The sequence below is a fragment of the Bacteroides salyersiae WAL 10018 = DSM 18765 = JCM 12988 genome, from assembly GCF_000381365.1.
Lineage (GTDB): Bacteria > Bacteroidota > Bacteroidia > Bacteroidales > Bacteroidaceae > Bacteroides > Bacteroides salyersiae.
The window spans coordinates 518,577-542,888 of record NZ_KB905466.1; the positions used below are offsets into that span (position 1 = coordinate 518,577).

Genomic DNA, 24,312 nt, shown 5'->3' on the forward strand with positions numbered 1-24,312 from the left:
ATTATCTTCAATCTATTAAATACCTAATCTCAATGTCAATGTAAATTGTTTAGGAACAGGAACTGCTACACCTCCAGAATTGAAAAATTCAGGATCTTGCCCGTTCAATTTCTTATCGGCATACAGCAAGAATAAATTCGTACCCTGTACCTTCAATGACAAATTGCTCAAACTCAACTTGGAAACCATTGTCTTGGGAAATTCATAAGTTACCGAAATCTCTTTCATACGAATAAAATCTCCCTTAGCAATACGTTCTGTAGAATAATTATAGGCATTATAAGCCTTATTCAAATATGAATTCATCGTGTTCTGACGCAAATCTGCAATGACCGGAACAGTGGTTATTTTTTCGTCACCAGCCACCGTCCAACGATTTTTAAACTCCCTTGGCGTAGCATCCAAATCTGAATAAGCATTATGGAATACCGGATCCAAACGAATCACATTACCGAATGAATAAGTCATGAACACATTCAATTTAAAGCCTTTGTAAGAGAATATATTACCAAAACTACCCGTAATGGTAGGATCCGTTGAACCTTCATATACCAAATGTGACTTATTCTCACGCTCTTGAAAATTAATATCCGTTACCGTCAATTCACCTTTCTCATTGATAAAAGTCGGCAAACCTTCTTTATTCAGCCCTTGGAAGTTCAAAGAGTATAACGAACGTACCGGATTCCCTTCCAACGCAAAGCCACTACCCGAAATCATAGACATGACATTCGCATCCGACTTCAATTCTGTCACTTTATTTTTTGCATTGGAAAAAATAAAGTCCGTAGTCCATTTAAAATTCTTTGTACTTATATTACGAGTGGATAAAGTAAATTCCACTCCATGGGATTCCATACTCGCTACATTGGCTAATTTTGAAACCTGGCCACCTACACCCATGGTATTTATTAAACCGATCAAATCATAGTTATTACGTTTATACCAATCGACCGCCAGATTAATCCGATTCTCCAAAAATCCCACTTCTGCGCCAATATTCAACTCATGTTTCTTCTCATAGGTCAACTCACTGTTCTCCAAATCGGTAATCTGCAATCCGGATTCATTGACACTCGATAAAGGTCGCCAAGGATTATACCCCATAATGACAGCCAAAGAATTCGTTACGTTAGCGGGGCCACGGTCAGCAGTCAAAGAGTAAGACGCTTTCAGTGTAAAGTTAGAGAGAGATGGGCGTAATGATTCAAAAAAACTTTCTTCATGCATATTCCATGCCCCCGAAACGTTCCATGTAGGTAACCAACGCGCTGAACGGCTTCTTCCCAATTTATTAGAGCCTTCATAACGCATCGTTCCATTTATTGTGTATTTTCCTTGATATGAATAAGTAGCTGTACCGAAAAATGATACTTCACGGGATTTCGTACGACTCACAGTATAATAAGCGGTATTTTCCTCATTTCCTTGTTTAAAATAACGATAATCATAATTAGAGAGCATTCCCATGTCGTACTGCATACCGACACCGTTAAACCAACTCCTACTACGATCGGTACCATTCAATTCCATACCACCGAATACATTCAAAATATGATCATCTTTGTATACATCATTGTAAGTCATAGTAGCACGAAAATCATAACTACTCATGCCGTATTTCGTTTCACGATAAAAACCTCCCACAGGAAGTACGCTTACCGGCAATGAATTTGTATTATCCGGGTCCGTATACAACCACGGATTGGCGTTACGCATAGTCGCATCGTCCATAGCACGAAATGCCCAAGCCTGATTGGAATGATCCGTTATCGAATGAGTCTGGGTTGTGGTAGAATACTTGTAAGCTCCCAAAGCCGACACTTCTACTTTCGGAATAATTTTCCATCTCGCCTCACCCTGAAAACGCATATCAACCACATTCAAATCCATGTAGTTATTTTCCAATTCGTGAAAAATATTGAATGGAGCATAATTGCGTACATAATATTCATCCGGATCCAATGTACGCGATGTATTCAAAGCAAATGAATACGGATTGATATCGAAATCACGTTTCACCTCACCACTGACAGGATCTGTTTGTGAGCCTAATGCTCCCGGAGCCTTTTGTTTACGATAAGAGACATTACCGATCAGATTCAAAGAGAAATTCTTAAAAATATTATATAGCGCATTCATGTTGGCTGTATAACGTTGAACTGAACTTTGAGAATACCATCCCGGATCATTCAATACACTAAGTGATGTATAATAGGAAGCTTTATCAGTACCGGTCGACATGCTGACTGCATGATTCTGAGAAACACTATTAGAAAACAGAAGATCGAACCAATCCGTATTCCGGTATTCGGCATCACGCAGATAGGCGTTCATTGTTTCCGGCTTGTTAGCAAGCATATATTGTCCTGTGACCGGATCATAAGTATTCATCAAATGATACATTTTTCCATAAACACCACTGTTGGCCGCACGATAAGATTCGGCAAATTTCAAATAACCACCGGCCTCCATTTCTTTATATACTCCCATCTGTTCTTGGGAGTTCATAATATTGAAGTTACGGTAACTCGGTTTCATACGCATGGAAAACTCTCCCGTATAACTGATCTTATTAATACCGGACTTACCTTTCTTTGTCGTTACCACAATTACACCTGCCATTGCACGGGCACCATATATGGAAGTAGCCGAACCGTCTTTCAATATCTGAAAACTTTCAATATCATCGGCATTCAAACCGGCAATAGCCGAACTGACCAACGTTTCCGCATCACCGGAAGAAAGTTCATCAGCGCTGACTTCTGTCACATTCTCCATAATAACTCCATCTACTACCCACAACGGCTTAGAGCTACCATAAATAGAGGTTGCTCCACGTACACGGATTTTGGGAGCAGTACCAAATGTTCCGGAAACATTCTGTACGGAAACACCGGCAGAACGCCCTTCCAAAGCACGGCTAATATCCGGGATACCATCCAACTTAGTAGCTTCTCCCGACAATTTATCTGAAGCACCGGTAAAAAGACGTTTGTCCATTTTTTGCATACCGGTCACCACGACTTCATCAATCATCTCACTATCCGATTCAAGCACTATTATCAAATTAGGCTTAATCGACACTTCCTGTGGTTTCATGCCCACATATGAAATCTGGATTTTTTTTGCGTTGGACGGAATGTTAGATAAAACAAATTTACCATCAATATCGGTCACTGTACCGATCCCCGTATCCTTAATTAATACGGAAGCACCAATAACGGGCTGACCGTCGTCAGCTGAGGTTATAACACCTGTAACTTTTGAAATTTGGGCCACTATCAAATTAACTCCCATCAAACAAAAGCATAGTAGTAGCAGTAGTTTCTTTTTCATATTAACTATTTTGGTTCATTTTCAAAGAGAGAAAAAGTGTCAATTATACGACTTCTTCTGTTAATGAACGCAAATATAGCCCATCTGATTTCCCGAGAATATTTTTGTTGTATTTATAACTACTTTCAATATAATAGAATATACTTCAAAACTACGCACATGGGATATAATCACTTAATAAACAGTATTATATAGATTCAAAAAAAATCAAGTTATATTCTCGTTCCGATATATATTTGTTCTTTCCGGAAGTGTGTTTTTATTCATTAAAAGAGATACGATTTGCCTGTCAAATCCATAAAAGAACATCTTGAAATTCATCATCAACTTTGTTCTATCTCCAATAAATAATCATAAATATCCTTTGAAGTATCTAAATCAAGCTTCTTCTTTAAACGAAATTTTCCGCTTTCTACCCCTCGTACCGACTTATTGGTTAAGTTGGCTATTTCCTTTGTATTCAAACCTAATTTTATTAATATGCACAAGCGTAAGTCCAATATACTCAAATCAGGATGTTTCTTCTTCAATTTATTATAAAAGTCCTGCGCTTCTTGTTCCACATAAAATGCAAAATCTTTTCCCAACTTCTCTGGGGTCAGAAACCCCAATATATCTTCAATTTCCTTTATCCCTTTCAATACATCCGATTTGCTTCCAGCCATACTTTTAATACGTGTCACGATTTTCCAGAACTGGGGCATTATCTCAGTCAAAGCCATCGTTTTCAACAACATATCATTTCCATTACCCGATTCGGACAAAGATTCACCATTCTCTCCATTGGAATCACTGTCACTCAAAGGAGTTTCCACCTCCATTTCTGTTCCAACGCCTCGTATTACTTCTTTCTGCTTTTTAACAGCCGATCTCCATTTGCAGAAAACAAAAACCAATAATAATAAAGTTACTATCCAAAGACAACCCTTTATTGAAAAGTGTTCTTTCTCTTCCAATTCAGAGAGAATCCGTAAGAATTTAACATTATACTCATCCAATTGCGTATATTTAGAACTCTTAATAGCCTCCATGACGAGTGAACGAGCCTTTTCATATTCTTTATTATCAATTAAGAACTCACAATACCCGGTCAGAATAATAGAATACACTACTGGAGCCTCCTCTTTAGACATCGCAAGGCTTTCAATAAAATATTGCTCGGCTAATCCTTTTTTTCCCAGATGATAATATGCAAGAGCAAGATTTCCGGTAGAGATAGCTTCATGCTTCTCTAAAATAACAGATAATCTTCGAGTCTCCAGATATTTCTCCAATGCTTTTGCATATTGCTCAGTTTCCACATAAATATCCCCCAAATTGGACTGAGCATGAAACATGGCTTCAGTATCATCAATCTGTTCGGCTTCATGCAGGGAATACAATGCGTATTTTTCTGATAAATCATACATCTTTTGCATTCCGTATGTGGAAGACAACCCCATGTAAGCCATAGCTCTCTTATGATAAGCGCTATCCGGCAATTCCTGCACTAATCTTGTATAATTATACTCGGCCTGAGAGTAATTCTTCGTCAACGCTTGACTCCATGCCGAAGTACTGAGTAACTGATAATAGATATTTCTAACTGTTTTATTCTGCTTTTGTTTTGCAGGAATACTTTCATAACAGTCCCATGCCTCTTTATTGAAAGTACTTCCTCTCATCAAATCTCCATTGTTATTACAATAAGAAATGGAATCCAATAACCCGGCAAGACTATCACACATTAACTTCAACGAAATATCACTTAACGGCACAGCCCAAACTTTCTGTCCCAAAAGCAAAAACAGAACTAACCATATTCTTATTATACAAATCCTAAATTCGATCTTCTTCACCGACTTCATACACACATAACCCCACTAATATTATTCTCCTTCTAACAGAAATAGTAAGTCTTTTTTTTGCAAATTTAATAATAATATTCGCAAAACGAACGAATTTTATATATTAACAAGATCAAAATATTAGAGATTCCTGCATTTTGTATACAGATTCATTTTTATTCTAAAATAAAAAAAGAGTAAATAGATTAATCCTGTATAATAACTGTATAGTTATCAAAAAAAAGCAATTATCCATTCAAAACATAATTATTTCACGGAAGATATACAGATTCATATCTGTTATTACGAATATGTAAAGTTGATCAGTACAATATTCTTAAATTTGTAGATCAAGACAATATGATTATCACAGATAGGTGAAATACGACAGTTATATTACCCCCAAAGTATAAGGTCATTCCGGACATAAGCAGACATATGATTCCAAAAGTATACTCTTTTATGCACTAAAAGTATATACTTTTGAAGTGTAGAAGTATATACTTTTAGAATACAAGAATATATACTCTTACAAATGAATAATGACCATTGATATTGAGTGAGAATCAAAAAATTATGTGGGTACAACTTCACTCATGAAGAAATCACCTATCTACGGAAAGCATCATAAAATAATTCTACCATCAAGATTGAATTATTGATGAAAAAAGAGATGTATTACGGGAGGAAATCACACACTACCGGAAGTCCCTCCCATAATGATCGAAATTACTTTATCAGCGCCTTATTTACAAAACGCGGATGAGCAAACGGTTTACCAGGCTCAACATATACGGCAGTACTGCGTGTCCGTCCTCCATTCCTTAAATCAAACTCGACAAATTCTTCATACGTACTCTTAGATGCCCCGGTAGCTGTCTTCATCGTCCTGTCGTATAGCGCTTTGCGCGAAGGTGCATTAAATCCCAGTATGTTACTTCTCATCATACTCTCTTCTGAAGGACGATAAGCCCCTTTTATATAAGTACAGGCGCCTTCAAATACTCCCAAATTATCGGAAGTATACCGCTCATCATTCAAAAACGCAGACCAAAGCACTTCATCCCATTCAGCAGTAAAATCGACATTCTGCGCCCATCCAAAGCTTTGCAAGGTTCTCGTATTATTAATTTCCGAAACCGGTATTCTTCCTTGTTCTTCATAAGCATACTCATCCAGCAACTTTCCAAAGCCATGCCCTATCGCTTCATGCACAAGTACTTGTCTGAATGTTTCACTCTCCAGATTATAAATAACCGGACAATAAGCAATTGCAAACTCTACAAAATCCCGGCTACCGACCTCAGAATATCCGAAATAGGTAGTACCGGCATAAGCCGGAGTATTTAATACCACCACTACCAACGTCTCTCCCAAATCGATATTCTTCACACATCGGGCATATTCCATACAAGCAGCATCATCTCCGGAAATCCCCGTACTGTTTCCACCTTCCAATTCGCAACTAAAAGCAGTACTATATCCGTCTCCAAAAGTGTTATTAGCAGAAACAGCCGTCACTGCATATACATTAAAATAATTACGAAGAGACTGTATAGGTTCTTCCGTAAAAAGATTTTCAAAAGCCTTGTCCATCACTTGGTCATAGGTTCCGTCAGCAATCTCTTTATCGATAAACCCATCCCCCACTATAACAATAGGAATGCCTTTCCCGATACTCGCTGTCTGTAATACGCGCACTTTTTTATCTTCTGAATAATCGGTAGACTCCCCTGCCGATACGCCCTGTTGGGTAATAGTAACGGTCCTCAAAATTTTCTGCTTTCCATCGATCTCCTGTACAAAATAAATATAAGCAGTACGGGATGCAGATTCCGCATTCGGTAAAGCCTTCAGACGAAGTATATAAGAAGAAGCCCGTGTATCCGGTTGTTGGGTCAACCATTCATCGGCACCTTTTGAAGCACCTATCAACAGTTCATCTTGGGCAATACTTGTAGAGAACCGGATCTCCAACACCTCACCGGCAGCAGCTACACTATAAGCCGTCTTTTCTAATTGAATAATCGGTTCCTGTTTCAGAGTTATATTTTTCCTCAGCGTTCCGGAAGTCAATGTCAATGTTGCTGTCCGAGTATAGTCATTATCATTCAAGCTATTAGCAGTAACCGTAATACTTACTGCACCGGCATTACCGGACATCGGAGAAATCGTAATCCAATCGGCAGTAGTACTTGCCTGCCATTCGCGAGAACTCGTAAAGCTGATTTGGATTTGTCCCCCTGCTTCCGGAGCGATTTCTATATCTTCCGTAGTTCCAATAGAGAAACTGGGTTCTACCTCATTTTCAGTACAAGATACCGTAAAAAGTAAATACAGGAAAAATAAAAGGAAAGAATTTGCTTTCATATTAACAGAGTATTATTTCATTTCACAAAAGTAAGATATTATCTTAAATAATAGAATATTTTTAGACAAATAAGCACAAAAAGAAGCAAAATAATCATCCTCTCTTTCTAAACTCCTTTTTCACAAGCAATCATTTTCAGCATTCAGAGTACCGATATACATTATTATATAATTCTCAGATTCGTTTTTGACTATTTTATTAACTATCTTTGCATATAGCTAAAGTATTATTTAAACTGTCATTGACGGCAAATGAAAACAAACCTTTTATGAAATATATAATTCTTCTACTCGGAGCTCCGAATGACGAGCAAGGCAGATTAAGCCAAATGGCACAAGACCGTATCGACTGTGCGTACAATTTATATGCAAATAATGAACACATGACTTTCCTCTGTACCGGCGGATACGGGCAGCATTTCAATACGACCAATCGGCCCCATGCCTATTATGCCAAGCAAGCACTCATTAAAAAAGGAGTGAGAGAAGAAGATTTTTTACCTTTTATCTTATCTACCAATACTTATGAAGATTTTAAAATTTCAAAAGAGATCATTGAAAAAGAACTACCGGATATGCTAATCGTCATCACTTCCGATTTCCATATCCGAAGAGCTAAATTATTGCATGACAGAATTATCAACTATCCTCATACCCTATTCTTGCCTGCCAAATCGAATCTTTCTGAAAAAGAATTGTTGTCATTGATTGAACACGAACAAGATGCAATAAAAGCGATAGAAGAAAACAGATTCGGCAATCATTGAGAATGCAATAAAATGAACAGTATAATCAAATCAGTAAAGTCAAAATTCCCATCCATATTATGCTAAAATTTACCGATGACTTTGAAAATAACGAGAAGCTGATCCTTCGTGACCATCTGGCACTCGAAAGAACAAAGTTAGCCAACGAACGGACATTATTCTCTTATATCCGTACTTCCCTTTATCTGCTTACTGCCGGAATCGGAATTTTCCAGATTGAAAATATTTCGCGACTCGACGGTCTTGCATGGGTATGTATCATTTGCGGTATATTCATATTTATTTTAGGATTTGTCCGTTTTATGCAAATGAGAAGACATCTGAAAAGTTATATAAAAACATCTTCCAAATAGCAGGTTTTAAATAATTTCTATTTTAACATTGTTAATTGTCTTTTCCAAGTATTATTTCCAGCTTCGCAAGAAATGCATTTCTTGTGTACAAAGAATACTATTCTTTGCCGGCAAAAGATACGATTTAACAGAGCATTAATATTGTTTTTATATAAAAGAAAGAAACAGTATTCCTATCCCCATAAAATAAGCATCATATAGTTGATATATAACACATTAGTATATTAAGAGCCGAAATTAAAAAACAAAAAGATTTTATTCTGCAAACATACACACCAGATTATAGTTATCAATTAAACAACTACAAAATCATAGATTCATTATTTTTTCAGGAAAGCAATAATAATTCATAATCGAATACATCCAGCCAACGCCCAAACTTCATGCCTACTTTTTCAAAATGAGATACCGGCTTAAATCCAAGTTGTAGATGCAAAGAATTACTTATTTCGTTTCCAGCTGTGATACAAGCAATCAATGCGTGATAACCTTCCTTACGACATTCTCCAATCAACCGTTGCATCAACTGCTTGCCAATGCCCTTTCCGGAATATTCCGGAGACAGATAAACAGCCGTTTCCAAAGTATATTTATATGCGGCCCGTTCTTTCCAAGCATGTGCGTAACAATATCCTACAACTCTCCCATTCACTTCGTAAACAAAATACGGATAATGCGACGATATTTCAGATATGCGAACATACATTTCCGCCTCGGATACAGCTTCCGTCTCAAAAGTAACTATACTATTTACAACATATTCATTATAAATTTCCGTAATGTCTCCAGTATCTTTCAGCTCTACGCGTCTAATCATAACGGTTCTTTCTCAGTTCTTTTTAACTAAAAACTTCTTACTCAGCCATTTCCTTATCGGCTCATCATACAGTTTTAAGCAAAGATAAGCCAATATAATACTTCCGAAGAATACAAGTAAAGCCATCGGCCAAGCCTGAGAGAATGTAAACGTCTTGCTCCATACCCAAGCATAAAACAGGTACATGAAAGGATAATGCACAATATATAGCGGATAAGATATATCCCCTAAGAATTTACAGATTTTGGCCGATTTCTTATCAGTTGTTTTTCCGGAAGCACCCAGATAAACAAGTAGTGGAAAAATAACGATGGTACATACAGAATCATAGATGCCATTCATCCAAGGAGACTCACCATCGCCAATATAAGGCATGGAAAACAAAACAGCAAGTACTAAACTGCATATCCAAAAAGCCCCCTTTATCTTAACCGGCTTGAAAACGCGCGACATCAACAATCCGATAGAAAAGGAAAACAACAAGCGCAGGAAACCTCCAATCAAATTATAATCTCCCATTGACCATCCTACACCCAAATGTCCATAACCGGAAAAATTGAATATGGCAAATGACGCCAATCCGATTCCCGCCAATCCGACAAGTACCGTAAGTACCTTTGTAGGCAACCGACGAAGAAACAGGGCGTATAGTATATTTCCGATATACTCGAAAAACAAAGACCAACTGGGCCCATTCAGAGGATACATCTCACCATTTCCCCGCACCTCAGGACCTGTTCCCGGTACAGCCGGAATCAAGAAAAGCCCCATAAGCATGGCAAGCATCACCATGGACATGGAAACCGGTGTTCCATCCCATTTCTCTGAACCTTGTATATAAAATGTAATAGCACCTAAAACTGCTCCCAACACAACCATCGGATGTAAACGGATTAATCTGCGTTTGAAAAAATCTTTTGTTTTCATCACTTTCCAACGATCATCATAAGCATAGCCGATAACAAACCCCGACAGAATAAAAAAGAAATCGACCGCCAAATATCCATGATTAAATCGCTGATCGATAGGGCTTGTTGCAAAAGCTTCAAATATATGATACCATACTACCAGAACAGCAGCAACTCCTCTCAGTCCGTCAAGAAGATCATAATGTGGTTTTGTGTCTAAAAGTGCAGTAGAAGATTTTTTTTGCATGATAAATTTATAAATTAAATGATTGATTCCTAATTTAACGGTTAACTAATAATGTGCTGCAAAGTTACACAACTTAAAAACTCTAAAATTTGTCCTATGACAAAATATCATCGGTTTAAATATTATTTTGAGCTCTAAGGCGACTGAGCGTTGAAAGCGTTATTCCCAAATAAGAGGCAATATATCCTAAATTCACTCGCTGATATATCTGAGGAAACTGCTGTTTAAACTCTTCATATCTCTCTTTTGCCGGCAACGTAAGTCGGTCTTTATGAGAGCGGTGCAAACGCCTGTATTCATCTTGATGAATAATTCTTCCCCAGTTAGCCAATTCGATATTGGTTTGAAAAAGCCTGTTCAAATCAGACAGTGATATTTTATACGCAACAACCTCTTCAAGTGTTTCTACAAATTCTTCGCTCAATTTATTATAATAAAATTCATCCATGCTAAAGACAATTCCTCCTTCCCATGAAAAGGAAGTTGTTATCTCCTCTCCATTTACAAGCCAAAAAGAACGGGTTATTCCCTTTTCTATGAAATAAGCCGATCTGGAAAACGTATTTTCCTTTATCAACAGATGTTTTTTAGGAAAATGGCAAATAGTCACACTCTCTTTCAACGTGCGTATGGTATCATCGGAAATTGGATACAAAGAAGTTATCTTATCTATAACATTCGTCATAAAGCAAAAAGAATTTAAGAGCTATATAACCTTTAATCGAAATAAAACCCTACATAAAACAAAAAGACCCAACTTTACATTTTCAGGTGCAAAATCGGGTGCTATTTTCTTAATTTATTGATCTTCAATATTTATTGTAAAAGTTAGGGAGTTATATCCTTTGTTTTTTCTCCACTATCTATCAACCAATTATCTACATCCGAAATGACAGGTTGCATTATAAAGAAAGTTCTCTATTCTGATATTAAAACACCTATTTTTTAACCCCATCTTTTATATTGCAAAGATAGGTCCTTGAGTCCGTTTCTCAAAAAAATCCGGCACTTTTTGTCACCAGGCCCTATCCTTTATTATTTATTACGATCTCTCTCATCTTTTCTATTTTCCTATTATCGCCACTTTAATGACTCCGTCCAACTTATTTTCAAAAATACGGTAGGCCTCCCCAACTTCGTCTAACGGAAACCGATGCGTAATCAAAGGAATGGTATCTATCTTGCCCTCCTCAATCAGGCTAAGAATCTCAGCGCAGTCACAACCATCTACTCCACCTGTTTTAAAAACCAGATTTTTACCATACATATCCGGTAAGGGGAGAATCTGAGGTTTATCATAAAGAGCTACAATAGTGACAATACCATTCGGACGGGCACATTCCCATGCCAGACAGAAAGTATCCTCTACCCCTGCCACTTCCAACACAACATCCGCCCCGCCATGATCGCTATTGATTAGCACAAAATCCTTACAGTTTTCCGGATTTGTCAACAGCACATCAGGATAATGCTCACGAACAAACTGGATTCTTTCGGAAGACTTCTCACAGACAATGATACGTCGTGGCTTCTTCAACATCGTACACAGCAAAGTACATATTCCAGTAGGACCGGCACCAATGATAAGGACCGTATCCTCTTCAGAAATCTCCGAAATGCGAGCTGCCCAAAAGCCTGTTGCAAGAACATCACCAACGAACAACGCTTGTTCATCACTAACGGTATCAGGTATACGGTTCAAACCTTGATCGGCATATGGAACCCTGATATATTCCGCCTGCCCACCGTCAATACGGCATCCCAATGCCCATCCCCCATTGGAATCAGTACAATTATTAACATATCCGTGCCGGCAAAAAAAACATTCTCCACAAAAAGTTTCAACATTTACTGTCACCCTATCTCCGGGCCTAACCGAAACAACTCCGGAACCGACTTCTTCCACAACGCCTACCATCTCATGACCGACCGTAACTCCAGGTACGGCACGCAGCACACTGCCATGTTTGATATGCAGATCGCTGGTACAAATACTACCAAGCGTTACACGTACAATCGCATCCCGTGTATCCTTTATTTTCGGTCTCGGCTTCTCCAATAGTTGGAACTTTCCATGTTCAATATAAGTATATGCAAGCATAAATATCTTCCCAATTAATTAATACATCTATTACACAACAAAAATAATAATTTCATCGACAAAACGTAAATTCTAATCAAATTAAAATCACAATCAGAGTTTCTCCACTCTGACTTAATCCCATTCTGCAGACATAGTACTATGAACGGAATATATTATTCTTTCCATCTTAGCAGTTTCTAAATCAAAAACTTTCTCAGGCAAAATAATAAATACAAATCACAAGACACTGATAAACAATAAAATAATCACAAAGTGATATGCTTTTCTTTAGACATAATCAAGCATACCGAATAGTAAGCAAAAGAATATTTTCATATACTTATCTTTAAATGTGCCAAAAACAAGAAATCCCTGTAAATTATTAATTTACAGGGATTTCCTTTGATTTTTATTTCTTTTTCGCGGAGAGACAGGGTTTTGAACCTACAAATCTAACCGCTTATATTTCAGCTACTTTGCTTTCAAAATTTCAAATAGGTAACGAAACAGTAACGATTTTCAGATGTTGGGCTTGTCCAACTTTGACCGCTGTTTGTCTGCCTAACTTTCGGGTTCAAAGATACGGCTTTCTTTTGAAACTCGCAAATATCTGATAATAAATATTTTTGGGTTAGTGCAAGGTGCAAGCTATATATATAAATATATACTTGCACCTTGCACTAAAAAAGCACTGGGGTACAAATGCTTAAAACAAAATCCGTATCTTCGTAACCGATTAAAAACAAACGTGTATGATAATAACTAACCGTGAAGAAGTAATAGATAAAGCGTTCGGCGTATTTGTCAGGATGAACTACGAGAAAGCAAGCATCATCACGCTTGCCAAAGCCTGCGGGGTGACAAAAACGGGTATCGTTTATTATTTTCCGCACAAGCTGGATTTATTCATGGCTGTGGCGGACAAATACGTGTTGCAAATGCACGAACCGGAAAACAAGTTTGCCGCTCCTGCCGATACGTTGGCGGAGTTCATCGGGCAATACGTGGCGGGGGTAGCCGCTTCCATGAAAAGGATTGTTGAACTGATTGGTGATAATAGCAGCCCGCATGATTGTAGTCCTAACTTCTACTACTTTCACTTTCTGTCACAAGTGCGTATGTACTATCCGGGCATCAGGCAGAAAATTGAGAAAATCTACCGACAAGACTATGACCTATGGGAGAAAGTCATACAGAAGGCAAAAGAAAGCGGGGAAATCAGGAGCAACACGGACGTGAAGAAAACGGCTATCATGTTCCGGCAAATGTTTTTAGGACTGTCATACGAACAAGCATTTCTAAACGGTTTGAACGTGGACGAACTGGCAGAAAATTTTCGCCATATCTATTCGCTGCTTAAAGCCTGATACTCTTTTGTTTTTTTAACCTCGATTATTTTTGAACAGATGTTCAAATAATGGTATTTTTATCTTATCTTTGGAGCGAAGCAAAATTCAGCGACATGGATAAGGTTCAGAAACAAAGAGGAAGCATCGTGCTACACAAAGAAACAAGGGACGGTGCGGACTACATACGGATAGAATATGCGAACAGTCAGGCTGTCGCCCTGCTGCTCGCCCAAGACACGGGCATGGAAATGGCTGGTAACGGCTCTGCATACATAGCGTCAGCCGCTTTCAGCCTGCCGGATTTTTACGACCGCTATTCGCCCCACGCCTATATTGATTACAGCCGGGTTTACGTGCGGCATCCCAAGCCCAAAAGGGAATACACACTGCCGAAAGGCTATCTCGAACTGCTGGAACAAAAGCGTTACAGCCCCTCGACCGTCAAAACATACCGTGCTTATTTCAGCGATTTCATGGAATATCACAAGGGACGGAACATCGACCGCCTGAAAGTGCCGGACATCAACAAGTACATACTCTATCTTGTGAACGAGAAGAAGATTTCGGTGTCGCAACAGAATATGCGCATCAATGCTATCAAGTTCTATTACGAGCAGGTGAAAGGCGGCAAACGGCAATACTATGGCGGTATCACCCGTGCCAAAGAGTACAAGAGCCTGCCCGAAGTGTTGAGCAAGAATGAAATTAAGCGCATCCTTGCACAAATTTCCAACATCAAGCATCACTGCATGATTTCGTTGGTTTACTCTGCCGGACTTAGAAGAAGCGAATTGCTTAACCTGCCCCCGCAGGACATCAACAGTGAAACAATGTCGGTTCGTATCATGGGCAAGGGGAAGAAATGCCGTTATTCGCTCCTTTCGCCCAAGTTGCTGGAAGAACTACGGCACTACTTTCGGGAATATCGTCCACAAAAATGGTTGTTTGAGGGCGAAACACCCGGAGAGCAATATTCGGCAAGTGCATTGGTGAAAGTGCTGAAAGAAGCCGCACATCGTGCAGGCATCAAACACCGTGTACACGTACACATGCTGCGCCACTCCTTTGCCACACACTTGCTGGAACAGGGGACAGACCTGCACACGATACAGGAATTGCTGGGACACAACGACATCAAGACCACAACCATTTATCTTCATGTGTCAAGTGCCCATAAAGCAAAAATCCCTAATCCTCTTGATACACTGGATAATTCGTGAGGTGCAGTTATAGAAGTGTAGGAACGACACCATAAGGTGCGGTTATAAATAACATTAACATTAATATATTACAATATGATAGAAATAGAACAGTGGGGAAAGATGATAATCTGGTTATGGAGCAGGTATATTAAGAAAAAACCTATTCCATATATTGATCTCGAATTCCATTATCCCATGTGGATGTTTTATCTTGTTGGTGGAATATTAGGAGGATTGATACTTGGAATCGCACTGTTCTATTTTACTATAATAAACTAATAGCTTTATAAATTGAATGTTAACAAGGTCGAGCCAACAGCTTAACGCTGTTCCTCACCAAACCATTAGCTGTAATTATATGACATGAAAATCTATGAGAATAAAATATTGAGAATACTTGGATTTATTTTTATTTGGATTTATGTATTCGGTGTGGGCATTTGCTTTGCTGCAAAATGGTATGCTATTGGAATATCGGGAGCTATCTTATTGGTTGTTTGGTTGAATTCCGGACTTATTGGTGATACTATTTATAAATATAGAGTAAAACAGGCTACAAAACAAATAAAAAGGCATGGAATACAATTATTTGTTGATTTAAACCAATGTAAAGTCACTACACAGAAATGGAATACCAAGAAATCAAGGATGCAAGAGCCTATCTTTCGGATATTCCATACATGGGAAATCCAATTTTGGAATGGTGTCAGTGGCTATTTATTCCCTGACATTTATCATAGTGAACAAATTGTGTCCACTACAATATGCACCGTAACGTACACAACCAAATACAATGGAAAGACAAAAACATTTCGCAGTGATGCAATCTTGAAGGAAAAAGTTTCATTGGAAATGCTATTGCAACACTATGGAATGACAACGATTTACATAAATCCGAAGAATGACAATCAATATTATTTTGATTTGGATTTTCTAAAATAGATACAGCTAACAACGCAGGATAACGGCAAGCCGTTCCCTGCTGAACCATTAGCGAAAACATATCAAAATGAAACGAATAGAATTATTTTGGAACATATTATACTATTGTACTTATACACTTTTGTATAGGTGCTTTCGTGCAATTGATCCGTTCCGTTTGATTGACAACAAACACACACGGAAGTTTTATAAGAAAGATAGTATCTTTTGGCAATCACTGGATTTTATGAGGCGAACAGAAGAAAGAGAAAAGGATTTTTCTCCTTTTATTCTTATGGAATCCATTGGAGGAACTTGCATTTTCACGATATTACTAATCTTTACTTTTTTGAATGTGATAATGATAGCAACCCATATACCTTTGTATGGAGTTGTATTTAGGGACTTTGGAAATACTATTAGTTTTCTGCTTATTGTTCTCTTGCTGTTATATGTTCCCAATCAATTATTCTTATTTAAAAATGGTAGATATATTTCCTATTTCAAACAATTCAGGAAAGAGCCTACAAATAAATATCTGAAATGCTATTATTTATCTTATATGCTGGCTTTGATAGCTTGTTCCTTTAGTTTCATTTTGATAGAACTGACAAAGGATAAAATAGAATATTTCGCTAACAACGCAGGATAACGGACAAGCCGTTCCCTGCTGAACCATTAATAATAGATAATTATAACGTTCAAAAAACATATATAAAGGCGCAATTATGGATGATGTAACAAAAAAAACGATTGAAGAACTCGTTCTAAATTTTATTTCAGAAATGAATGAATGGGAAAAATTTTGCAACAACTTAAAAAAAGAAAATACTCAATTATCATGGAGTGAAAAACAGGATATGATGAAACAAAAGGTAGCTTCTATATTCATCAAATATTGTACAAATAAAGAACGAAAAATGAGTCGTCCGAATGCTTTATCATGGGGAAGTGAAGGAAGTTACATTTATGATTCTAAAGAGGAAAAAATAGTTGACATACAAGAAAGTAGAAAGAATAGATTTATTGTAATAACACAAAATGACAACAAATATCTACAGTATGTAATTGTCAAAAAGGATAATAAATACTTGATAGATAGTAAAAAAAGAAGATTTTTGGACGAAGATAAATGGTACGTGGATTATTTGTAAGTCTAATAAACTCTATTATTAACAAGAAAAGATAACCCCTGAACGGAGTTCCTTTTCAACCCATTATAAACACTGTTGATTGAAAATGACGAAATATAAATTATTGTATATATTTTTTGGTATCCATATCTTATGTGGAATACTTGGTTTTATAGTAATATGTACAGTTCCAGAAACAGATCATATACGATGGAATATCGGATACATTATCGGATATACTTTCGTGTTATCTTTGATTTTTTCCTTCTTCATACACATTCCTAATAAATTACCCAAGGGGATCAAATATAGCATAAGAATATATAGAGGACTCTATTTGCTCGGTCTTATTATAGGTCTATTTGTTCCTAAAGGACTGTTCATGTTGTTGATATTATTCATTGATTATTCAAGCAATTCCAAGAAGATAGCCGAAGACGAACAATATATAATTCGTCATTATGTCACAGCATCACTATTTGATGACTATAATGAAAAGAGAGTATATAGGAAACAAGGAATAGTCGAGAAATATATTGGTAGTTTTGATGGTGGTGATATTATTCCACATAAGAGGTATGAGATACATTCTTTTCATATAGATGAGAGTAAAAATGTATTTATAGGACATGGTCATTCATTACTTGATGCCAAAGATACTGTCATGTCTTTTCCAATTGTAAAATCTTATAACTGAGTTTATAACAAGGTCGAGCCAACAGCTGAATGCTGTTCATCACCAAACCATTAGTAGCAGTTTAACGACCAATAAATTATAAAAGATATGAGTAAAGTTTATATTTGGATTGGACAGTTTCATTCAAATGCTGAATTTGAAACTTATATAGATCAATCAAAATTCCGTCAATGGTGGGCAGAACATGACGAAGATAATTTAGAGTTAAGTTGTCAATTCTGCAAAGAACTTAATATATCAAGTTATGATGAAGATTTTTTGGTAACGAAATTTTCACCATGTGGTATAGATGAATTGGTTAAAATGATACCAGCTAAAACAGAAAAAGTAATGCAACTATGTAAAGAGCAAAACATACAAAAAGCAAATGCCGCTATCTGTTATAATACTGGAGAAGATATAACACGTACACAGGCAAAGAAGGCTAAAAGTATGTTTTTCTTAGGAACATTTGATTTTCAAGCAGACGAAATAGAAGGTATATCATCTTCCTTAGCTGGGTTGCGCAATTTAACTTGGGTTGGAATAACACATAAAAGTAAAGATGAATTTATGCAATACTTCAATCAAGATGAATATCTTGAAGAATTGCGTAAATTCAATAATGGAGAGACAAAAAAGCGTCCAAGTCCAATGTTAAGATGCCAATTTTGTAAGGTTTTAGGGATAAATTTTTACTATCCAGAATTTTTGCACATAGAATTTGCAGATAATATAATTGAAGCCAAAGAGTTAGTACGGAACGTTATTAAGGATGAATTTTTATATGATGCAGTAGATTTTACTTTGGAAAAGCAAAAAATTAGAATGGCAAATTGTGCGTTCTGCTATATCCCTAATGGCTTTCGTGATAAGAAAAAAGACCAAAAAATATTCATTTTCAAAAAAGAATTATTCCGTAACGGAAATAAACCCAAAAACTATATTGAAGAATTGGATAATTATAACGGTCTTACTTTTTTAGGGGGATTTATGTGGGATTAATGAAGCTACTAACAAGCCAAGTTAGCTGCTAAACGCAGCTCCTTGTCAAACCATTAATCAATATGAGTAACCTTATCACAGTAAATAGATTTGGAAAAGTTCTGATATGGGTATGGAACAGATGTATAAAGAAAACTGCCATTCCTTATGAAGAACTTGATTTCCATTACCCCGATTGGGCTTTCATTATTACAGGTTGTATCTTTTTCGGGGTTGTGGTAGGTGTTACCCTGCTTTATTTTGCTTTTATAAAACAATAGACTATTTACAATGAAAGCCCGACTTAAATACCCGATATTCAGCTTTGCCCCCAAAGGCAACATGATATACGTGTTTCGCAAGGAAGAACTGTACACAACGACCAATACCGAGTTGTTGAAGAAGCGGAAGAACTACATTGTAGTGGATGCAACCGGGACGAAATATGTTGAAAAGGGGGCGCACAAAGTGAAGTGGCAAGGGATATTCGGATATTGTATCAGGATGCAGGGACGTGTGATTTCCATTGAATACGAGTACGGGGACAACCCCGAACCGTTCCCACTACGAAAACTGCAAGAACTGGTAGCGGAACGATACCCCAAGACACGGTGGTTCAAGGAAGAATGCTGGAACAGCGCAGACGAGTTCCGGCAAGCGATTTTCGCCTGCAAGACCTTTGAGGAAGTGGCGGACATACTGATGCCCGAACGAAAAACGAGCGTTTGGCAGCGCATTGAAGAATATTTCCTGCGGGCAGGTTTTCTTATGCTTGCCGCCATGTTCCTTTATCACGTGGTTTGGCGGCTAATCCAAAAGTTTTGGCTATGGGCTACCGGGTAACGTACAGAAAACAAATCAATTTATTCAAATATGGAACAACGGATTACATCATTATTGCTTCCCGCTCCCGAAGCGGAGTTGGAAGCGTCCTGCAAGGAACTGGACGAAAAGGTAACATGGCTGCTGCACAACAGCCGGAAAATGGACAACTACTTGGAACTTGAACCGTTCAGCAAGGACGGGCGGCTGTGCGCCCACGTGTGCGACACGCTCAAGAGCCTGCCGGAAACGCCGACACTGGCGGCATACAAGGACTACAAGGCAATCATTATCCTGCTGGGTATGTCCACCACCCATTACGCCATACTGGACGAACTGGCGGAACAGCACCGCAAGCGGGACGAGATACCCGAACTGACCGCCTACTGCGATGCGCTCCACTGGATGCGACCGGGACGGCAGTACCTCTGCAACGTGTACAACACGGTATGCCACGCTTTCCACCTGCTACGGAGAAACCCGGTAAGAGACAACCGCCTGCTGGTGACGGAAAAGGAACTGCGCCACGCCGAACGGATGCTGCCGGAGCTGGGCAGGCAGACATTCACCGAAATGGTGCGTCTGAAAGGCTACATGGTCTATGATGCCGAGCAACTGGCGGACAAATGCGGCATGGAATACGGCTCGTTCCGACGGAAGGTAAAGAAAATGACCGGGTACACGGCTAAGGAATGGGTGATAAAGGAGCGTGCAAAGGACGTGGAACACTACCTGACGAACACCAACCTCACGCTTACGGAAGTGGCGTTCACCACCGGGTTCGCATCGACATCGAACCTGAACGACTTCTGCAAGGCTTACTTGCTGGACACACCGGGCGAGATACGCAGAAAAGCGCAGGAAACAAGAAAATGCACAGTTACAAGAACGTAATGTGAAAAATCAAGAATAAAACAGATTTTTTATGCCCGTAACTTTGTGCTTCATAAAAGATAAGCACAAGGTTATGGAACATAAGATACCGTTGGAAACATACTTCGCCGGACTGCTTCAAAAAGTGGAATGGCAGATACAGGAATACGAGGACACCGCAGCGGACACGCTGACGCTCTGCCGCCTGTGCGTGGACTACCTGCAAGAGATACTGGGCGAACTCAAAAACTTTATAATCTCCTACCCGTTCGCCAGCACGGAAGAGGAAATACACTTCTTCAAGGAACTGAAACCGCTTTTAGCGAGCAAAATCATCTATTACAACACCGTTTACAAGATAGAGGTGCGCTTCCCCAGCGGCAGCGAGGAAGTGCAAAGGGACTACCTGCTGTCGGAAACCGACCGGATTTCAAGGTCGTTCCAGCGGAACTTGGCGTTCTACCAGTACCACCGAACGAAAGCCACCTACTTGGACAGGCAGTATTTCATGCGTGGGAAGCCTGACATACAAATCATCGTGGACAGTTTCTATTACGAAACAGACCCACAGTTCAGCACCAGTCACGATTTCAAGGTAGCCAAGATTTTAGCCAACGAACTGCTGGAAATATACCTCACCAACCGTCTGCACGAGCTGGAACGCCGGGAACAACGCAAGCGGGTGAAGAACGGCTTCATGGGAAAGGTGTTGCGCTGGACGGGGACGAAAAGGGCGTTGGTGGAACTTATCTACGCACTGGACGCCTGCGGCTGTCTGAACAAGGGGACGGTTGATATTAAGGAGATTGTAGCCTACTTTGAATACGTGTTCGACATCGACCTCGGCGACTTCTACCACACCTACATGGAACTAAAAGCCAAGACCAAAGACCGAACGGGCTTCCTCTCCACCCTGAAAGACAGGTTGCTGATGCGCATGAGGGAGCAGGATTAGGCAACCGTGCTTTAACAAAATTTATTTCGCCACAGGTGGGTACATCTGTGGCGTTTTATTTTTCAGGACACCCGAACTTTGCGGCAAATCAATCAGTTACCGTTATGGAAATAATAACATTCGAGTCCAAAGCCTACAAGGAACTGGACAACAAGATTACCGCCATTGCCGACTACATCTTCAACCACATGGAAATGGCAAGGCAAAGCGAGGAAGACATGTGGGTGGACAGCTACGAGGTCTGCACGTTCCTGAAAATAAGCGAAAAGACCCTGCAACGCCTGCGGGTGTCGGGGACTATCGCCTATTCCAACATCAGGGGACGTTACTTCTACAAGGTCAGCGAGATACGCCGGATGCTGGAAGAACGCCTGATAAGGAGCAACAAGGAGAACATCGACAACCTGATAACCAACCACCAGTTGTATGCTAAGGAAAGAGGAAATCTTAGAAAGAACAAGTAACGGGCTGGCGGTGTTCAAACACTACCTGCCCGGCAATTGGCGCATAGGTCGCAACTTCCTTAACCCGCTGTACGAGGACAGCAAGGCTTCCTGCAACATCTATTTCGACCGCCGGGGCGGTATCTACAAGATGAAGGACTTCGGCAACGACAGTTACAGCGGCGACTGTTTCTTCCTCGTGGGGCAGTTAAAGGGGCTGGACTGCAACCGGGCGGCTGACTTCGTGGAGATACTGGAAATCATCGACCGGGATTTGGGCTTGGGGCTGGCTTCCGGCATTCCGGTTTCCGTTCCCCCGGCAACCGTCCGCCGGGCAGTGCCGGACAAACCCGAAGAAACGCCCGAAAAGCCCGTCAAGCCCTACCAGTTCCGGGAACAGAAGTTCCCGCGTGCCGAACTGGTGTACTGGCAACAGTACGGCATCACGCCCGAACTGCTGGAACGTTACAAGGTCTGCTCGCTCCGGGAATACAACAGCGAAACGGCAGAGGGCAAACCGTACACCTACACTTCATCGGTGGCAGAACCCATGTACGGCTACAAGGGCAAACAGCACATCAAGCTGTACCGCCCGTTCTCCACGCCCCGCTTCCTCTACGGCGGCAGCTTCGGCGAGAACTACTGTTTCGGGCTGGAACAACTGCCAGCCAAAGGCGACACGCTATTCATCACGGGCGGCGAGAAAGACGTGCTTTCGCTGGCGGCGCACGGTTTTCACGCTATCTGCTTCAACAGCGAAACGGTGACTATACCGCCCACGCTGGTCTATCGGCTGACATTCCGCTTCAAACACATCGTCCTGCTCTTTGACATGGACAAGACGGGCAGGGAAAGTTCATGCAAGCAGGAAAAACTGTTGGAAGAATTTGGCGTGAAACGCCTGCTGCTACCGCTTCCGGGAACGAAAGAGGAAAAGGACATATCCGACTACTTCAAAGCCGGGAACACCCGTGAAGATTTCCTGAAGCTGTTTATCGAATTTTTAGACAACCTGTATAGCGACACATTGATTATGCTTAAATCGTGCGAGATAGATTTCAACAACCCGCCCGCCAAAGCGCAAGAGATTATTTCGGCGGGTGACGTTCCGCTGGGGACACAAGGCAACCTGTTCGGCATCACCGGGGGCGAGGGAACGGGAAAGAGCAATTATGTAGCCGCAATCGTGGCGGGCTGCATCTGCCCGGCTGGTGCGGAAGTAGATACGCTGGGCATACAGATAACCGCCAACGGCAGGCACAAGGCGGTCTTGCTCTACGACACCGAACAGTCGGAAGTGCAACTGTTCAAGAACGTAAGCAACCTGCTGGCACGTGCCAAACAGCCGGACAAACCCGATGAACTGAAAGCGTTCTGTCTTACCGGTATGTCACGCAAAGAACGCCTGAACGCCATTGTACAAAGCATGGACAAGTTCTACTACCAGTACGGCGGCATCCAGTTGGTCGTCATTGACGGCATCGCAGACCTTGTTAAGAGTGCCAACGATGAAGCGGAAAGCGTGGCGGTGATAGATGAACTTTATCGGCTGGCGGGTATCTACAACACGTGTATTCTGTGCGTGCTGCACTTCGTCCCCAACGGATTGAAACTGCGGGGACATTTGGGCAGCGAGTTGCAGCGCAAGGCGGCTACTATCCTGTCCATTGAGAAAGACGAAGAACCTACCCAGTCGGTGGTAAAAGCCCTGAAAGTAAGGGACGGAAGCCCGCTGGACGTGCCGCTGATGCTCTTTGCTTGGGACAAGGAAGCCGGGATGCACGTGTACAAGGGCGAGAAACCACGTGAGGAAAAGGAGAAGCGCAAGGAAAGGGAACTGGTGAATGTCGCACGTGACATCTTCGGGCGGCAGACACGCATCACCTACATAGACCTTTGCGAGCAGTTGCAGCAGGTATTGGACATCAAGGAGCGCACCGCAAAGAGCTATATCCGCTTCATGCGGGAAAGGGACATCATCACCAAAGACACGGCGAACCAAAGCTGTTTTGTCATCGGTTCATATCATCTTCAAAGGAACGCAAGCTGCCCGTAGGCGTATAGGCTGAACTTGTGTATTTTTAGGTGCTTGTGTCCTGCCCTGTTGTGATAACACGGCAGGATTTTTTCTGTTTGCACGTGATTTTTCAGGGTATTTGCTTAACTTTGCAGAAGTTACACGGAAAAGTAACGGCAGTTGGACGGCGGTTGCCGGAATATTGCCTTTATATATAACATATACGT

The 24,312-nt window shown here is 40.2% G+C and carries 22 protein-coding genes; 15 read left to right on the top strand and 7 right to left on the bottom strand.

Features of this window, described 5'->3' with window-relative positions; genetic code table 11:
• Positions 1-15: 15 nt before the first annotated feature.
• The 3 genes from HMPREF1532_RS02010 to HMPREF1532_RS02020 form a co-directional block, all read right to left on the bottom strand.
• A complete protein-coding gene (locus HMPREF1532_RS02010) occupies positions 16-3,339 on the bottom strand; it encodes a SusC/RagA family TonB-linked outer membrane protein (protein ID WP_005924111.1) in 3,324 nt (1,107 codons plus the stop codon).
• A gap of 323 nt (positions 3,340-3,662) precedes the next feature.
• Entirely contained in the window at positions 3,663-5,003 is a 1,341-nt protein-coding gene (locus HMPREF1532_RS02015) for a tetratricopeptide repeat protein (protein ID WP_224202817.1), read from the bottom strand.
• An 891-nt stretch (positions 5,004-5,894) separates the two neighbouring features.
• Positions 5,895-7,535 (bottom strand): M64 family metallopeptidase, encoded by a 1,641-nt coding sequence (locus HMPREF1532_RS02020; RefSeq protein ID WP_005924115.1) that lies wholly within the window; start codon positions 7,533-7,535, stop codon positions 5,895-5,897.
• 269 nt (positions 7,536-7,804) lie between these two features.
• On the opposite strand from HMPREF1532_RS02020, the gene HMPREF1532_RS02025 reads away from it, so the two are divergent.
• On the top strand, positions 7,805-8,302 hold the full coding sequence (locus HMPREF1532_RS02025; RefSeq protein WP_224202816.1) for a YdcF family protein: 498 nt from the start codon (positions 7,805-7,807) through the stop codon (positions 8,300-8,302).
• Positions 8,303-8,361: 59 nt separating this feature from the next.
• Complete coding sequence (locus HMPREF1532_RS02030) at positions 8,362-8,655, top strand: DUF202 domain-containing protein (RefSeq protein ID WP_005924121.1); 294 nt, start codon at positions 8,362-8,364, stop codon at positions 8,653-8,655.
• A gap of 328 nt (positions 8,656-8,983) precedes the next feature.
• On the opposite strand, the gene HMPREF1532_RS02035 is transcribed toward HMPREF1532_RS02030, so the two are convergent.
• The 4 genes from HMPREF1532_RS02035 to HMPREF1532_RS02050 all read right to left on the bottom strand — a co-directional run bounded on the left by HMPREF1532_RS02035 (position 8,984) and on the right by HMPREF1532_RS02050 (position 12,728).
• Positions 8,984-9,472 (bottom strand): GNAT family N-acetyltransferase, encoded by a 489-nt coding sequence (locus HMPREF1532_RS02035; protein WP_005924124.1) that lies wholly within the window; start codon positions 9,470-9,472, stop codon positions 8,984-8,986.
• A 12-nt stretch (positions 9,473-9,484) separates the two neighbouring features.
• Positions 9,485-10,627 carry an acyltransferase family protein gene (locus HMPREF1532_RS02040; protein ID WP_005924126.1) on the bottom strand — a complete coding sequence of 381 codons (1,143 nt, stop codon included), beginning with the start codon at positions 10,625-10,627 and terminating at the stop codon, positions 9,485-9,487.
• Between the two features lie 115 nt (positions 10,628-10,742).
• Complete coding sequence (locus HMPREF1532_RS02045) at positions 10,743-11,312, bottom strand: Crp/Fnr family transcriptional regulator (protein ID WP_005924128.1); 570 nt, start codon at positions 11,310-11,312, stop codon at positions 10,743-10,745.
• Positions 11,313-11,690: 378 nt separating this feature from the next.
• On the bottom strand, positions 11,691-12,728 hold the full coding sequence (locus tag HMPREF1532_RS02050) for an alcohol dehydrogenase (protein ID WP_005924130.1): 1,038 nt from the start codon (positions 12,726-12,728) through the stop codon (positions 11,691-11,693).
• A gap of 734 nt (positions 12,729-13,462) precedes the next feature.
• On the opposite strand from HMPREF1532_RS02050, the gene HMPREF1532_RS02055 reads away from it, so the two are divergent.
• The 13 genes from HMPREF1532_RS02055 to HMPREF1532_RS02120 all read left to right on the top strand — a co-directional run bounded on the left by HMPREF1532_RS02055 (position 13,463) and on the right by HMPREF1532_RS02120 (position 24,124).
• Positions 13,463-14,077 carry a TetR/AcrR family transcriptional regulator gene (locus tag HMPREF1532_RS02055; protein ID WP_005924132.1) on the top strand — a complete coding sequence of 205 codons (615 nt, stop codon included), beginning with the start codon at positions 13,463-13,465 and terminating at the stop codon, positions 14,075-14,077.
• Positions 14,078-14,172: 95 nt separating this feature from the next.
• Positions 14,173-15,279 carry a tyrosine-type recombinase/integrase gene (locus HMPREF1532_RS02060; RefSeq protein WP_044097441.1) on the top strand — a complete coding sequence of 369 codons (1,107 nt, stop codon included), beginning with the start codon at positions 14,173-14,175 and terminating at the stop codon, positions 15,277-15,279.
• Positions 15,280-15,624: 345 nt separating this feature from the next.
• Positions 15,625-16,203 (top strand): hypothetical protein, encoded by a 579-nt coding sequence (locus HMPREF1532_RS02070; RefSeq protein WP_005924139.1) that lies wholly within the window; start codon positions 15,625-15,627, stop codon positions 16,201-16,203.
• 226 nt (positions 16,204-16,429) lie between these two features.
• Positions 16,430-16,834, top strand: coding sequence for a hypothetical protein (locus tag HMPREF1532_RS02075; RefSeq protein WP_244266398.1), 405 nt, complete (start codon positions 16,430-16,432; stop codon positions 16,832-16,834).
• Positions 16,835-16,910: 76 nt separating this feature from the next.
• Positions 16,911-17,336 carry an NTF2 fold immunity protein gene (locus tag HMPREF1532_RS02080; RefSeq protein ID WP_005924143.1) on the top strand — a complete coding sequence of 142 codons (426 nt, stop codon included), beginning with the start codon at positions 16,911-16,913 and terminating at the stop codon, positions 17,334-17,336.
• 361 nt (positions 17,337-17,697) lie between these two features.
• Complete coding sequence (locus HMPREF1532_RS21675; RefSeq protein WP_223805087.1) at positions 17,698-18,012, top strand: hypothetical protein; 315 nt, start codon at positions 17,698-17,700, stop codon at positions 18,010-18,012.
• Positions 18,013-18,099: 87 nt separating this feature from the next.
• Positions 18,100-18,996, top strand: a complete 897-nt coding sequence (locus tag HMPREF1532_RS02090) for an immunity 22 family protein (protein WP_005924147.1) — start codon at positions 18,100-18,102, stop codon at positions 18,994-18,996.
• A gap of 62 nt (positions 18,997-19,058) precedes the next feature.
• A complete protein-coding gene (locus tag HMPREF1532_RS02095; protein WP_005924149.1) occupies positions 19,059-19,256 on the top strand; it encodes a hypothetical protein in 198 nt (65 codons plus the stop codon).
• A 10-nt stretch (positions 19,257-19,266) separates the two neighbouring features.
• Positions 19,267-19,818, top strand: a complete 552-nt coding sequence (locus HMPREF1532_RS02100; RefSeq protein ID WP_004326093.1) for a hypothetical protein — start codon at positions 19,267-19,269, stop codon at positions 19,816-19,818.
• A gap of 30 nt (positions 19,819-19,848) precedes the next feature.
• The gene (locus HMPREF1532_RS02105; protein WP_005924151.1) at positions 19,849-20,691 is read left to right on the top strand and encodes a helix-turn-helix domain-containing protein; all 843 of its coding nucleotides are present in this window, start codon (positions 19,849-19,851) and stop codon (positions 20,689-20,691) included.
• A 31-nt stretch (positions 20,692-20,722) separates the two neighbouring features.
• Entirely contained in the window at positions 20,723-21,625 is a 903-nt protein-coding gene (locus tag HMPREF1532_RS02110; protein ID WP_005924153.1) for an RteC domain-containing protein, read from the top strand.
• A 35-nt stretch (positions 21,626-21,660) separates the two neighbouring features.
• The gene (locus tag HMPREF1532_RS02115) at positions 21,661-22,089 is read left to right on the top strand and encodes a helix-turn-helix domain-containing protein (RefSeq protein ID WP_005924155.1); all 429 of its coding nucleotides are present in this window, start codon (positions 21,661-21,663) and stop codon (positions 22,087-22,089) included.
• Positions 22,052-24,124: a bifunctional DNA primase/helicase gene (locus HMPREF1532_RS02120; RefSeq protein ID WP_005924158.1), complete on the top strand. Its 2,073-nt coding sequence runs from the start codon at positions 22,052-22,054 to the stop codon at positions 24,122-24,124. Before HMPREF1532_RS02115 ends, HMPREF1532_RS02120 begins: the two co-directional genes overlap by 38 nt.
• Positions 24,125-24,312 lie beyond the last annotated feature (188 nt).

Bases quoted from the DNA above. Each gene is read 5' to 3' on its own strand.
- HMPREF1532_RS02030 (WP_005924121.1), top strand. From the start codon at position 8,362: ATGCTAAAATTTACCGATGACTTTGAAAATAACGAGAAGCTGATCCTT.
- HMPREF1532_RS02050 (WP_005924130.1), bottom strand. From the start codon at position 12,728: ATGCTTGCATATACTTATATTGAACATGGAAAGTTCCAACTATTGGAG.
- HMPREF1532_RS02075 (WP_244266398.1), top strand. From the start codon at position 16,430: ATGAGGCGAACAGAAGAAAGAGAAAAGGATTTTTCTCCTTTTATTCTT.
- HMPREF1532_RS02080 (WP_005924143.1), top strand. From the start codon at position 16,911: ATGGATGATGTAACAAAAAAAACGATTGAAGAACTCGTTCTAAATTTT.
- HMPREF1532_RS02100 (WP_004326093.1), top strand. From the start codon at position 19,267: ATGAAAGCCCGACTTAAATACCCGATATTCAGCTTTGCCCCCAAAGGC.
- HMPREF1532_RS02060 (WP_044097441.1), top strand. From the start codon at position 14,173: ATGGATAAGGTTCAGAAACAAAGAGGAAGCATCGTGCTACACAAAGAA.
- HMPREF1532_RS02120 (WP_005924158.1), top strand. From the start codon at position 22,052: ATGCTAAGGAAAGAGGAAATCTTAGAAAGAACAAGTAACGGGCTGGCG.
- HMPREF1532_RS02045 (WP_005924128.1), bottom strand. From the start codon at position 11,312: ATGACGAATGTTATAGATAAGATAACTTCTTTGTATCCAATTTCCGAT.
- HMPREF1532_RS02015 (WP_224202817.1), bottom strand. From the start codon at position 5,003: ATGAGAGGAAGTACTTTCAATAAAGAGGCATGGGACTGTTATGAAAGT.
- HMPREF1532_RS02010 (WP_005924111.1), bottom strand. From the start codon at position 3,339: ATGAAAAAGAAACTACTGCTACTACTATGCTTTTGTTTGATGGGAGTT.
- HMPREF1532_RS02110 (WP_005924153.1), top strand. From the start codon at position 20,723: ATGCCCGTAACTTTGTGCTTCATAAAAGATAAGCACAAGGTTATGGAA.
- HMPREF1532_RS02040 (WP_005924126.1), bottom strand. From the start codon at position 10,627: ATGCAAAAAAAATCTTCTACTGCACTTTTAGACACAAAACCACATTAT.
- HMPREF1532_RS02090 (WP_005924147.1), top strand. From the start codon at position 18,100: ATGAGTAAAGTTTATATTTGGATTGGACAGTTTCATTCAAATGCTGAA.
- HMPREF1532_RS02070 (WP_005924139.1), top strand. From the start codon at position 15,625: ATGAAAATCTATGAGAATAAAATATTGAGAATACTTGGATTTATTTTT.
- HMPREF1532_RS02055 (WP_005924132.1), top strand. From the start codon at position 13,463: ATGATAATAACTAACCGTGAAGAAGTAATAGATAAAGCGTTCGGCGTA.
- HMPREF1532_RS02095 (WP_005924149.1), top strand. From the start codon at position 19,059: ATGAGTAACCTTATCACAGTAAATAGATTTGGAAAAGTTCTGATATGG.
- HMPREF1532_RS02105 (WP_005924151.1), top strand. From the start codon at position 19,849: ATGGAACAACGGATTACATCATTATTGCTTCCCGCTCCCGAAGCGGAG.
- HMPREF1532_RS21675 (WP_223805087.1), top strand. From the start codon at position 17,698: ATGTTGTTGATATTATTCATTGATTATTCAAGCAATTCCAAGAAGATA.
- HMPREF1532_RS02020 (WP_005924115.1), bottom strand. From the start codon at position 7,535: ATGAAAGCAAATTCTTTCCTTTTATTTTTCCTGTATTTACTTTTTACG.
- HMPREF1532_RS02035 (WP_005924124.1), bottom strand. From the start codon at position 9,472: ATGATTAGACGCGTAGAGCTGAAAGATACTGGAGACATTACGGAAATT.
- HMPREF1532_RS02025 (WP_224202816.1), top strand. From the start codon at position 7,805: ATGAAATATATAATTCTTCTACTCGGAGCTCCGAATGACGAGCAAGGC.